Below are 13,411 nucleotides of genomic sequence, written 5' to 3' on the forward strand. Positions count from 1 at the left end.
GGGTAGCTAAGTATGTTGAATATCCGCCCTAAATTTTTGCCTTGGTTGGTCTTGGCTAGCCTTTTCTCTAGCCACCTAATCGCCGAAGAAGTTAATTGGCGCATCAATCGAGTTTTACCCTTAGAAAAGGTAACCGTTGGTCCCACGGATAATTACCAAGCCGTTATCGCCACTAACAATGATTTTATCTATTACACTCGCCATCAAAACCTACTATCTAGCTTAGTTAAACAAGACCTTAAAACAGGCATAAGCAGCTATTTACTAGCCAATGATTACGACAGCAAAGACCCTGCCCTATCGCCCGATGCCAGCCAATTAGCTGTCACTCTGTTTCGTTATGATGCGCTAGGCGATGTTTGCCTACTGCCCTTAAATGAAGCTAAGGCTAAGCAGTCTGTCAACTGCCTAACTAAAAGCAATAGCCGCGAGTGGCAACCCTTTTGGGTTAACAACCAGCAGTTAGGCTACTTAAGGAAGTCTTTAAACCAAGCCACCACCGAGCTGGTTTTACATTCTTTAGCCACTAATCGCCAACAAGTGATTACTCAGGGGCAATTATCTGCACCAGCCGCTAGCTCTGATGGTCAGTGGCTGGTTTACAATCGTGAACCCACCGCTAAGCAAGAGGGTGGGCTGTTTTTGTACAAGTTAGCTGAGAAAAAAGAGTACGGGCCGATTCAATTAGATTTGCCAGGCAATAGCAGCTTTGCAACCTTTGATAGCCAGCAAGCTTTTATTTATTTTAGTCATTACTTAAATGACACTAATAACGACCAGCAAATAGACGCACAAGACCATAGTGTATTGTTTCGTTTACCCTTAGCGAAAGCTTTAGATACCAGCCAAAAACACCTACCTGAACAACTAACCTCAGTTGCTCAAAACTGTAGTTTCCCGGCTTTAACTCAAAACAAGGTTTACATGACCTGTGCATTTGAAGGCTCATTAGATACCTACCGTATGCCTGTTACTGGACAAGTGCCTGCAAACTGGCAAGTAGAAGACCTTCACCTTGCTCATGCTCAAGCTAGTAGTTATGAAGAGCGCTTATTGCTGCTAAATACTTTGCGTTACCGTTTTAAGCAAACCAGTGTTACCAGGCTAGAAAGCTTGTTAAGTAACCACTTGGCTTTGAATGAATACACGGCAGCCAGTTATTATATCAATCAGCTAGCTGAGTCTTACCAGTCCCAACCTGATCTAAGCGAATTTTTTAACTACCTAGCACGACTAGTAGACTTACAGGCTAAACAGCGCTTACAGCCTCAGGGCATGTTAACGGCTAGTTACCGTCAAGACTTACAGACTTTAGAGCAACAACTTAATCAACCCAAGGTTAATCCACAAAACAAAGCTTTGTTTACAGCTTGGATTAACTATTTAGCTAACCAGCCCCAAGCTGCCCTGCGCAGCCTTATTCAACCACAAACTAACAACCTTCACCCTTTACAAGTCTACTTACAGCTAGAGCTCGCTAACCAGTTATTAGCCGATAATCCTCAAGGCTTAGAAAAACTATGGCGCAGAGCTTTAACAATTAACAAAATTTCATCTGAAGCAAGACTGTTTTATGCTTTTCAATGGCTTAAGCAACTCAACAGCCCTCAGTTAGCCTTAACAGCTGCTCAACAAGAAAAAAGCTTGCAGCAGGTAGCGGCCAGCAGTACAGATGAACGAGTTAAAATTTTACTGTTAAATGAACTAGACCTATTAAAACTTATTGCTGCGAGTGAGCTAGATATAGAGCGCAGCCACTTTACCAGTATTAGCAAGCGCCTAGCGCCAGCTAAAGATGATGCCCAGCTTAAGCGCTTATCCCATTTAAGAGCCATACAGCTAACTGGCTTAGCAGAAAAGTATAACTTTATGGAGTTAATGTCGCGCCATTGGTTAACCCATACCTCAATAAGTGACCCTGGCTTTGCCCAAACAGCTGAATACTACGCAAGCATTAACCTTAGCCGCGCTTACGGTAGTCTAGAGCAACAAGAGATGCTGACCGCTCTGAATAGCTTTTATGCACTGGTTAGACAAACCTCAGACCCTGAAGCGATTTATCAGCTTATTTATATTGGTCTAATGTTAGACACCAACCTAAAACCACGCATGGAACTTTTACTTAACCAGTTGAAAGCAGAAGAGTTAATTGCAAAAGATGATGCTGTGGCCACTAGCACGCTAGAGCTATTACAAAACCCCCAGCTACCCACTCAGCGTTTAGAAGAATTAGCCAAAGAATTACAAGCCTATAAAGCTAAGGGATTAAACCGAGGAGCTGCAGACCTACTGACCGGCAGTATTTACCACCGTTTGCTGCTGGCCAGCCAAAAGGGTTATCAGCATAACCAAAGCTATTACCAGCAAGCCCACTACCATTACATGCTAGGTTTTGACTTAGCCTGGAACAACCAACGCACCCAAGCAGCCCTACTCAATAACCTAGGGCAATTACACCTAACGGTTCGTAACTATGGTTTAGCCAGTGAGTTTTTTTTACAGCGCCTGCAACTGCCCTTTATTAACCCTGAAGAACAGCTGTTAACCCATTGGCAGTTGGCTCAGAGCCTCTTTTATAGCAATCGTGGGCTAGAAGCCTCTAAGCAAGCTGAACAGGCTTTAATACTGAGCAACACCCTAGGTGAACAAGAACAACTAGTGGCGTTAGAAAAGGCAGGCTTTTATGCACTACAAGCAGAAGACTTCAACACTGCTTTTAAACATTATCAAGCCCTTTTAGCTACAGAACAGCTCAGCGGTGTTAACTTAACTAAAGCTCAATTCAACTTAGCTTACTTACACTACAAACTTGGTAATAACGCGTCTGCTTACACTGGCTTCCAGCAAGTTTTACAAGCGCTGCCACAACTTAAGGCTAGGGCTTTTAAACCCGGCGAACTACCCGGCTTTTCACCAGAAAGGCTCACTTTGCAAACTTATGGTTTTTTAGCTCAGTTAGCTACCCAGCCAGAAGAAAAACTTCAATGGCTAGAAAAGCGCTTAGCCTTGTTAGCTCGGTTAAAAATAAAAGATTTAAGGTTAGGTTTTGATGAAGAAGGGCGTTTAAGCCAGTTAATTCAAACTCAGTTGCAGGCGGCAATGTTGCTTGAAGCTTTAAATCGCCCCGAACAATTAGCTAGCCTAATGAAAGACAACTTAAACAACCTAGTTGCTTGGCAAAAAAATGGAGGCAGTTTAATTGGCCAGCCTGTTTTGCACAGTGTTTATAACTACTTAGTTTTTGCTAGTCTCTACCCAAGGGCCTTTGCAGAAGAGCCTCAGCTTTTAGCTGAGTTTATCCAAAACATTGATAAAGAATGGCTAGTCGAGCCAGAAACGCCTGCCTACAACCAAGCACAACAACTTAAGTTAAAGCTACTGGTTAGTGGGTATCGCTTTCGCTTAGAAGAACAATCTAAAGATAAGTTACAAACAACGCTGCTTAACCTAGAGAAAAGCCCTAGCTGGGAGCTATTAGCAACTAGTCGCCCTGATTTGCATCTAGAGTTAGAGAAGCTAGCCAAGGGTGTGCTTGCACTTGCAAAGCCCTAGCATCAATTAAACTGACAAGCCGCTGCTGATACCAAGCAACGGCTTGTAAAGCTGGGAAGGTTCGACCCGCCAATAAAAGTGGTGGTAAGGGATGAATTCGTTCTGCAGGCAGCTCTATCAGCTCGGCTTCGCTTTCTAGGCCTAGCAACCAAGGCTTTACCTTGGATGCATCGGGTGAATGACTAGCTAAAGCTAACCAGTGGCTAGGGCTACCAGGCTGCTGGCTACCAGGCTTTAAAAACTGATTAAAAGGCAGTAAGGGCGTGTTTGAGTCTTTAAAAGCACAACTGCCCTGCCCTTTAACCAAGCTCGCTTCTAAAGCAAAGTAATCTTGTTGATGAGTGAAAAGAACCAGAGGTAGCTGTTTAATCATTTAAGCTACTGCCCCTGCTCAGCCAACCAAGCAGCAAAAACAGCATCTAAATCTAATAGAGTGACAGCCAAGCCATTAAAACTAAACAAGTTAGTGACTAGCGGTTGCAACTGCTCGGGCAAAGCATCGGGTGGTGGCTTCATTTGACTTTCTGGCAGATCAACTACATCTAAAAGCTGATCGACTCTTAGTCCACTGTGCATCTCTTTACCTTTGGCTAACAAAATAGTTGAGCTTTCAGTCGCTTTTGGGTTAGCTTCAGCCGTTAGTTGCAATAACCCCTGCAAGCCTATGACCGACTCAATATCACCCCGTACGTTCATTACGCCTTCAACAGAAGCTGGCATACCTGGTAAAAAATGAACGGGTTCTTCGCCAGGCAGCACTTCTAAGATACTAGCCCCTACAAAAGCAAAGTATTGGTCACTTAGTCTAAAAATAACTAGCTTAATCATTGGCTCGTCAACATCAACTATTTCTTGATCCTGATTAGCCCGCTCATCTAGTAGCTGCTCTAATTGACTAGTCGTCATGCTTTCCACCAGCGCAAGCCAAAACAACTTGGTTGCGCCCCTGTTCTTTAGCCTTGTAAAGTGCCTCATCGGCTGCCATACGCAAGTCTTCAGATCGGTTATTGCCAGGGTAAAAACTTATACCCGCACTAAAAGTGACCTTAAACTGCTTATTACCCGCATTAAAAATAATTTTGGAAAAGTCTTCACGCAGCTCATTAACTAGCTGGTTAGCTTTTTCTGGTGTTAGGTTTTTAAGCAGCAAAGCAAATTCTTCACCACCATAACGACCTATAACATCCGTCGTTCTTAAGCGGTGTTTAAATAACCTGGCCAGTGCCACTATCACTTGGTCACCCGCCATGTGCCCATAGGTATCATTCACTGCTTTGAATTTATCTAAATCTATCATAACCACTGCCAAGGTCTCTTGCTGTCGCATCGCATGAGCCAAGGAAGTATTCATCATTTCGGTAGTGGTAGTGTGGTTGTACAAGCCGGTTAAGCTATCGCGTGCCATTAGGCTGCGCAGAGTACGCATACGCTCGGCACGCAGCGCAACAGAGGCAACTAACTCTTCAGGAATAACGGGCTTAGTAATAAAACCCTCAACCCCTACCTGCATAGCTTTAAATTGTTTTTTCCGATTGGTTTCGCTAGATAAGAAAACTATAGGTAAGCCAAGGTATTCAGGTACCTGCCTAATAATGGCAGCCATTTCTACACCATCACAGACGGGCATGTACATATCAGCCAAAACTAAGTCTGGATTAAAGGTTCGCAGGGTTTCAAGAATCACTTCTGGCTTATGGGTTTGGTAAACCAACATACCCGACTCTTCTAAAATAAGGCCATGGTATTCAGCAACGTCTGGCTCATCGTCTACTATCAGAATACGGTAGGGCTCATCTGGCTTATCATTCATTAGATCATCTAGCACTGCCGCCAAATCTAAAGGCTTGGCAGGCTTAACAAAGTAGGCTGAACAACCTGCCCTAACAGCACTAAGCCTTGCCTCAAAGTCATCTCGGCCAGACAAAACAATGGAAGGTAGCTGCTGGCCAGTTATTTCTTTTAGGCTGGCTAGTTCATCAGTACCTGCCGTTGGCCCGTGCGGAAAGAAAACATCCATAATGACAGCATCTGGACGTTTATTGATCACTGCTTTATGAAAAGACTGGGTATCATTGAAATGCTCTATTTGATAACCAAAACACCGCAACTGATTAGCTAGGTGATCGACCTGATCAGGTTCATCATCGCAAATATAAATAAGCGGGCTGTCACTGGATATTTGCATGCTGGATGTTTTTTCAACATCAAAAAAAGGCGCATCCTGTGGGTGATTATTATCTAAGTCAGCGTAAGCAAGAATCTGCACCTGTGAGGCGAGTTGATGCAGCAAACCGACCAGTGTGTCTGGCCAACCTGAGGGGGTTTTGTCAGCAGGTAAATCAATCAATTGCTGAGTGTAGCTTTCAGCTTGCTCAGCCACATTGGCTAAATCTATAAATCCAAAAGATTTACCCGTCCCCTTTAAACTATGAAAGGCTCGATGTAGCTCAACAGCACTCACCCTATTCATTTCAGGGTCAGACTTTAATAGCTTCATCTGCTCTTGTGCTTCTTCAAGACGAGCAGGTAACTGATTGACAAAGCTGGCTCTTAACCTAGCTATTTTTTCTTGTAATGTTGGCTTGTTCCTACTCATTTAAGAGTCACTCCCCCCGTTATGGGCGTGTATTAACGATTGGCTGCCATCACTTTAGCTATAGCTGCTGGCAACGTTTCTTCCATGCTAAAGTCCTTCATTAAACAAGCATCTATGGCTGGTTCTTCTGCTCTGGCTGCTTCTGGATCATCACCGGTTAATAATATAAAAGGTAAATTACGCCCTTGAGATTTTAGTTCCCGATAAAGCTCAACACCACTGACTAGCGGCATATTCATATCACTAACCACTAATTCTATTGCAGGCTGTTCATTTAATAGCTCCAGCGCTGCTACAGCATTTTCTGCTTGGTAGACTTGATAGCCTTGATCTTCTAACACAAAAGCAATCATTTCAGCTGCCAGAGGATCGTCATCAACGACTAAAACCTGCATGTTAACTCCTTAATACCTAGTACAAATTGTTTGATTATTAATCTAATAGAATTTTTAACGTGTCAACCAAACTGTTTTGATCAAAACTACCTTTCACTATGTAAGCATCGGCACCCACTTCTATGCCTCTGCGGCGGTCACTTTCTTTAGCGCGTGAAGTGATAATAATAATCGGCTTATCTTGGTAGTTTTCTTCTTCTCTTAAACGTGCAGTCAAGGTAAAGCCATCCATAATTGGCATTTCCACATCGGTTAAGACTGCATCAAACACTTCAGCTCGGGCTTTATCTAAACCATCTTGACCATGTTCAGCTAAAGTAACCTGATAACCCCAAGCCTCTAGTACATCACGCTCAATTTCACGGGTATTCAGTGAGTCATCAACCACTAGAATGCGTTTACGCTCTTGTTCTACAGCAGCTTTGCCTTCACTTTTTCCTGTACCTCTAACCTTACGCGCTTTGGCCAATAAATAAGGAACATGCAATAAACTAACCAACCGATTATGACCGCTGGTAACCATACCAGATATCAGTGTATTACTCTGTAGGTGTTCTGGTAGTTGCTTAATGACTAAGTCACGTTCATCCAGTAGTTCATCAATTACTAAAGCTAGCTTTTCAGTGTGAACGCGTATAACGAGTAGTAACAATTCTTTTTTAGCAGCGCCTAAAGGCTTTTGAACTGGCTGGTTGGTGGCTGGCAAGTTAATTAAATCGGCCAACTTTACCACTGGTACAAACTCGTTGCGAATTATAACAGCATTCCGGTCGGCCACCTTAATTAGTGAAGCTTCTGGCACGCTGAGTAGTTCTGCTATGTATTGCGCTGTAAAACCTAATTCATGCCCTGCTGCACTGATAGTTAAGACTCGCATCTTGGCTAAAGACAAAGGTAAGCGCAAAGTAAAACAGGTGCCTTTATCGAGCTGAGTTTTTAAGCTAATAACGCCTTGCAGCTCATCAACAATAGAGCGTTTAACCACATCCATGCCCACACCCCGTCCCGACACTTCTGTAATTAAGCTGCTGGTAGAAAAGCCAGGCTCAAAAATTAAATCAGTGACTTCCTGATCACTCATTTCATCTAAATCTGTTGAGGTGACCAAACCTTTTTTTAATGCCTTATCACGAATTGCATCTAGGGACAGACCTGCACCATCGTCTGTAATCTCTAAAACCACCCAACCCGCATCTTGCCGAGCGGTAATTTGTATTAAACCTCGGCTGGGCTTACCTTTTTTTTCACGCTCTGCTGGCTGCTCTATACCGTGGTCGAGCGCATTGCGTAGCAGGTGAATCATAGGGTCTGCTAGCTGGTCAATCATTTGCCTGTCTAGCTCTATTTCACTACCTTGAATACGACACTCAACCTGTTTATCGAGTGAACGTGCCATATCTCTAACCAGTCGCGAAGCCGAATCTAATACTATCCCTAAAGGCAACATGCGCATTTGCAGTGTTTTATCGTGCAGCTCTTGCATTAAGTCTTCTTGAGCAAGCACTGTTTCTCTAATATTGCGAGAAAACTGCTGCATTTCCAGGTGGCTATTAGGTTTAGACTCTGCTGTTTTTTCTAACTGCCTTGCTGTTGCAGCTAGTTCTCGCATACCCGCATGGTTAGAAACCAGCTCACCCATAAGCTTAATGAGTTCTTCTAACTTACTAAGCTTAATACGCACTGTATCTGCAGACTTTAGAGCAGGCTTAGATTGGTCACTAGGTGGGCTGTCCACCTTAGCCTCAGACGGCTCAACTATCGAAGCTTCTGATTCAGCTTGGGCACTTTTGCTAGCTGTTGAATTAAGCAGTTCTGGGTTTTCAGCTAAGGCAGTTAACTGCTTACAAAAAGCTACCTGAGTAGCGGTTAACTCAGCTACTTCACTCTTAGCTTCTAAAGACTCGACTTGATCTGTTAGGGTATCTACTGCTTGATAAAGCAAAGCACTCACTTCAGCAGAGCAAGTTAGACGCCCATCACGCAAAGCACTTAATAGGTCTTCTAAACTATGCGCAACCTGAGTAATGGGCTCAAGTTTTAGCATTCTTGAAGAACCTTTAAGGGTATGCGCAGAACGGAATAGGCTATTGACTAGCTCTGGGTCGGTACCTTGTTCTAGCTCTTCAACCCCCTTGCCTAAATGCCCTAGGTGATCCTTAGCTTCTTCTACAAAGCGTGAAATAAACTTTTTAATATCTAAAGCCATGTTTATTTCTCCCTCTCATACAAATCAGCAGTTAGTTTCTGCAAGTGTCGCTGGCTTAAAAACAGTAGATCACCCGCAGGTAATGCCAAAGGTATCCATTGGGTGGCATCGGCTGCATTAAGGTTGGCTGTTAAAATTCTTACCAAGGTTTGATAAGCCTTAGAGGCCGCTTCTAGCCGTTGTTGGTGACGGTAGATATCGGCTAAATAATAGTGTGCAGGCCAGCAGTCTGGGCTGGTGTAGACCACCTTTTTAAACCACTGAGCAGCCAAGTCTTGATCTTCTTGCCATTTTGCACTTAAGCCTTTCATTAGTAGGAGATCAATCGACCAGGCATCCAATTCAAAAGCTTTATTTAAAAGTTCATCGGCTGCCAAAAAGTCTTGGTTATTCAGTAGCACCCAGCTTTTTAATAAAAGTGCAGGGAAATTATCTGGCTCCTGCATCAACAAGCGATCTAACAGGTGCAAAGCACGCGTGTAATCTTTATCTTTCACTAGCTGCTGTAAGGTTTGAAGCTCAGGTAGAATAAGTTTAGGACTAGGAGCCGTCTCTTGTTCAGTTAAAACAGGTGATTCAAAAACAGGTAATTCAGCTGGCGTTACAGCGGCTGGCTCAGGTTCAAGCTCAAGGCTAGCGGAGTTATTATTAGGGCGGTAAGACTGACCCTTTACAAAGTAATACTGGTTATGCTGTTCAACCAGTTCAAATACACCTAGGTTATTCCCTAGCGTTTCTGAACTACCTAAAATTAAAATACCTGCCGCTGGCATTAACTCATAAAACTTTTTTTGAATAATCCGCCGTGTCTCTAGATCAAAATAAATAGAAACATTACGGAAGAATATAATATCGTAATCATAGAATCGCTTAGGAAAAACAGGCGCTAGGAGGTTGAGTTCATGAAAGCGAACCCTTTGGCGTATTTCTGGAATTAACTGGTAGCCCTTGTCTTTACGAAGAAAGTAGCGCCTACGTATTGCTGGATCGACCCCACGAAAAGAAAACTCTGAATAAAGCCCTTGCTGTGCTTTTTTTAAAACATTCTGGTCTAAATCACCAGCATCTAGCTGTATTCGCTGAGCCACCTCTGCCCCCAAGGCTTCTCTTAAAGCAATGGCAAGGCTATAAGGCTCTTCACCCGAAGAACAGCCGGCACTTAATATACGCAAAGGCTCGTTTGGGCTTTTATTGGCTAAAATTTGCGGTACTAGGTGTTCGACCAGCAATTGAATTTGTTCTACTTCACGAAAAAAATAGGTTTCATTCACCGTTAGATGATTGATTAGCTGATCAAAGGCCTGGCTGTCTTGGCTAATTAGCTTCTGGTAAGCAGTTAAGTTGGCGCATTCATTTTTTTGTATTTCATCTTGTATTGCTTTGCGTAAACGCTCCTCAGCTACACCTTCTAAAAGCAGTCCACAGTGTTGATATACCTTTTCTTTAATTTTTGTTAGCTCACCCTTAGTCATAACTCACCACGCCGTAAAGCGGCAAGGTAGCCTGTAGACTTTAAGAGTAAAATTCGTAGCATTTCTTCTGCCAAGGAGGTTAAAGGCAACTCACGATGAATAACACCAGCATTAACGGCTTCTGCATTCATACCATAAATAACCGAGCTAGCCTCGTCTTGTGCCAAGGTCACACCGCCCTGCTCATAAATGGCCGTCATTCCCTTAGTACCATCACGCCCCATACCCGTCATAATGATGCCTACCGCTTCAGATCCAAAAACTTCTGCGACTGAGCTCAGCATGACATCGCAACTAGGGTGGTAAATATCTTTTTCGTCTCTAGCTTGTAATTTAACCTGGTGCGTTTTAGTAACTGTTAAGTGCTGCTCAGAAGGCGACAGATATACCTTGCCAGGCATAAGCTTTTCACCCTCTTCAGCGACTTTAACTGGAAGCAAGCTCAGTGTAGAAAGCCAATAGGCCATGCCTTCAATAAACCCATGACTTATATGTTGAGCAACCAAGATAGGGGCAGGAAAGTTTTCTGGCAACACGGCTAACAGATGAGCCAAGGCTTTAGGGCCACCAGTAGAAGAGGCGATAGCAAAAATGGGGTATTCATTTTTTTTTGCTTCAACAGATTTGACCTGATCTCTGTTTAGATTAAACACTTCATTTGGGTTAAAACGCTTCATACGGGTAATAACGGGTACACCTGATAATAGGCGTATCTGATGAATAAACTCTGCAATTTTTTCTGGATCTAAATTGGGTTTAGCCATTACCTCTAAAGCGCCATTCGACAAGGCTTGATAAGCTAAGTCTGCATCGCCTTCACTACTCACCACTAAAATGGGAACTGCCTTACGATGCATAATATGCTCTATGGCTTCTAAACCACTCATAACCGGCATATTAAGATCCATAGTGACTAGGTCTGGGCTTAGTTGCTCGACTAGCTCTAGGGCTTCCTGACCATTAGTAGCTTCGGCAATCACCTCTATATCATCTTGGTCTTTTAATATTTCACACAAAATTGATCTGGCAACACTAGAGTCATCAACAATGAGCACTCTTATTACTTTAGTGCTAGTCATCGTTTAACCTTAAACTCATGCACCAGTTCAGTAAGCTGTTGCGACATTTTAAGCATCGACTCGCTGACGTCGGTTATATTGCGTACCGACTCGGCATTATGACTACTGGCACTGGCTATATCGTGTAGAGCAACCACCACCTGCCCACTGGCCGTTTTTTGTTGCTTAGTCGATAGAGAAATTTGTTGGGCAGCATTACTGGTTTTGCTAGCGGCTTGAACGAGTGCGTTTAAATCCTCGGCTGTTTCAGAACTGACTTGCATACCTAACTGAATGGAGTCCGCACCCTTTTCTGAGGTAATAACCAACCGACTAATAGAGTCTTGGATTTCTTGAATACGATCTTCTATTTCATGGGTCGAGTCGGTCACACTATCAGCCAAGCGACGAATCTCACTGGCCACCACAGAAAAACGCTTGCCAGACTCTCCAGCACTGGAAGCTTCTAAAGCCGCGTTAAAAGCAATCAGCTTGGTTTGGTCTGCAAGGGTGTTGATTAAATCCATCACCTTACTAATTTCTTTAGATTTACTTCCGAGTTGAATAATTTCTTGCAAACTGTTTGCGCTGTCTTGATGAATATCACCCATGCGCTCTTGAAGGTTTTGCATAGCATCAGCCCCTTTCTTACTGCTATCTAGGGTGAGATTAGCCACTTCTACCACTGATTGAGAATGGTCGGCTATTTGTGTAGATGAAGCTGATAATTCTTCCATAGTTGAAGTGATTTCAGCCACCGAAGAAGACATCTGCTCAACAGCTGCCGCCATGGTCTGACTGACTTCTTGTTGCTTATCGGTATTACGTCCAACCAAACCAGCCGTTTGTGCTAAGTGAGTAGCTGTACTCGTTAACTCCTCAGAGCTAACTAACACGCCACTAATGGCTTGCTCTATGCGCTTTAGCAAGCTATTGATTTGACTAGCTAGGTCGCCTAGCTCAGCTTGATCTGAAGTTTCTAGCCGTTTTGATAAATCAAGGCTGAGGGTAATATCACTCAACTGCTGTTGAAACTTCACCAAAGGACGACTTAAAGAAACCGCCAAGGGGTAGAGCAAAATCAAACTAGCTAATAAAAATAGCCCACCTAAAAATAAAGATTTATAAAACTGCTGTTTTATAGGTGTCATAAACTCACTAAGGGGTACCTCAACCACTAGGTAGCGCTGTAAATCTTCTAGCCAAACCACACCTAAAAATAGCTCTTGCCCTTGATAAGTAACCTGCTTAACCACCTGCCCCTTGTGACCTAGCAAAGACTCTAGCTCGGGCGTAGTAGTCAGGTCAGTAATAATTGAGTTATTTGAATTAACTTCAACTAACCCTTGGTGATTAGCAAGTGACGCTCTACCCTGCTCACCTAAACGGTAGTTACTAATTAAATCTGCTAGCTTTTGCATATCTAAACCAACCCCGCCAATAATCATTGGTTGGCCTAAGTGGTTAATTTTGCTTCCACTATAGTTCACAAACATTTGCAGGCTATCACCGGTGAACTCATTGCTGTCTAAGTTCAGTTCATAGGGCTTCATGCTATTCAAGTATTCAAAATACCAAGCATCATCAAAATTAGACTCTACTAATTTAGCGGTTTTAAGAGTATTAGAAAAATAATAGTAGTCAATCTCTTCGCCGTCATTAACAACAAAGAAAACTGAAGCAAAACTTAAATCTTGAAAAGTTTTGGCCATTTCATCGCTAACAGCTGTTAGCTCAGCATCTGGGCTACCCTCTTTAACCCATCGCTCTATCAACGGATTATTAGCAAGACTACGCGACAGATGAATGCTAGGCGCCAACTCTAAAGCTACTTCTGCACCTAAATAGGCAAGGTTAGTCGGCAACTCTTGCTGCATTAGGCTTTCAACACGGCTTTTAGTATAAAGACTGGTTTGAATGAACAGGGTAAGAAGGGTCATCAAGCCAAAAAGCACGACAAAGGATATAAATATTCGAAAACGTAAGGAGAGCTTCTTCCAAAAAAGCAGCATAGTCAGCCTTTCACTAGGTTAGATAAAGGGCTCTTCGCATTTAAGGGTGTAGAAAAGATCTGGCTCACTAGAAAAGGAGTCGGGTTTCTTAGAGAATGTAAGTTCCAACACAAACAAAAC

The 13,411-nt window shown here is 43.1% G+C and carries 9 protein-coding genes; 1 reads left to right on the forward strand and 8 read right to left on the reverse strand.

The window, feature by feature from the left end; genetic code table 11:
• Nucleotides 1–12: 12 nt before the first annotated feature.
• Entirely contained in the window at nucleotides 13–3,552 is a 3,540-nt protein-coding gene (locus BP27_RS0110765; protein WP_027851561.1) for a hypothetical protein, read from the forward strand.
• Here BP27_RS0110765 and BP27_RS16030 read toward each other — a convergent pair.
• From BP27_RS16030 to BP27_RS0110805, 8 genes are read right to left on the reverse strand one after another with little or no spacing between them, the layout of a single operon-like run.
• A complete protein-coding gene (locus BP27_RS16030; RefSeq protein WP_036240096.1) occupies nucleotides 3,482–3,925 on the reverse strand; it encodes a hypothetical protein in 444 nt (147 codons plus the stop codon). The genes BP27_RS0110765 and BP27_RS16030 overlap by 71 nt on opposite strands.
• Before the next feature lie 5 nt (nucleotides 3,926–3,930).
• Nucleotides 3,931–4,458 carry a chemotaxis protein CheW gene (locus BP27_RS0110775; RefSeq protein WP_036240098.1) on the reverse strand — a complete coding sequence of 176 codons (528 nt, stop codon included), beginning with the start codon at nucleotides 4,456–4,458 and terminating at the stop codon, nucleotides 3,931–3,933.
• A complete protein-coding gene (locus BP27_RS0110780) occupies nucleotides 4,448–6,148 on the reverse strand; it encodes a diguanylate cyclase (protein ID WP_027851563.1) in 1,701 nt (566 codons plus the stop codon). Before BP27_RS0110780 ends, BP27_RS0110775 begins: the two co-directional genes overlap by 11 nt.
• A gap of 32 nt (nucleotides 6,149–6,180) precedes the next feature.
• Nucleotides 6,181–6,543, reverse strand: coding sequence for a response regulator (locus BP27_RS0110785; protein WP_027851564.1), 363 nt, complete (start codon nucleotides 6,541–6,543; stop codon nucleotides 6,181–6,183).
• Nucleotides 6,544–6,580: 37 nt separating this feature from the next.
• Nucleotides 6,581–8,749: a hybrid sensor histidine kinase/response regulator gene (locus BP27_RS0110790; protein ID WP_027851565.1), complete on the reverse strand. Its 2,169-nt coding sequence runs from the start codon at nucleotides 8,747–8,749 to the stop codon at nucleotides 6,581–6,583.
• 2 nt (nucleotides 8,750–8,751) lie between these two features.
• On the reverse strand, nucleotides 8,752–10,221 hold the full coding sequence (locus tag BP27_RS0110795) for a CheR family methyltransferase (protein ID WP_027851566.1): 1,470 nt from the start codon (nucleotides 10,219–10,221) through the stop codon (nucleotides 8,752–8,754).
• Entirely contained in the window at nucleotides 10,218–11,300 is a 1,083-nt protein-coding gene (gene cheB, locus BP27_RS0110800) for a chemotaxis-specific protein-glutamate methyltransferase CheB (protein ID WP_027851567.1), read from the reverse strand. Before cheB ends, BP27_RS0110795 begins: the two co-directional genes overlap by 4 nt.
• Nucleotides 11,297–13,219 (reverse strand): methyl-accepting chemotaxis protein, encoded by a 1,923-nt coding sequence (locus tag BP27_RS0110805; protein WP_245597840.1) that lies wholly within the window; start codon nucleotides 13,217–13,219, stop codon nucleotides 11,297–11,299. The genes cheB and BP27_RS0110805 overlap by 4 nt, the downstream gene beginning before the upstream one ends.
• Nucleotides 13,220–13,411 lie beyond the last annotated feature (192 nt).

Origin of the sequence: Marinospirillum insulare DSM 21763, from assembly GCF_000686905.1 — a bacterium.
GTDB classification, from domain to species: domain Bacteria; phylum Pseudomonadota; class Gammaproteobacteria; order Pseudomonadales; family Halomonadaceae; genus Marinospirillum; species Marinospirillum insulare.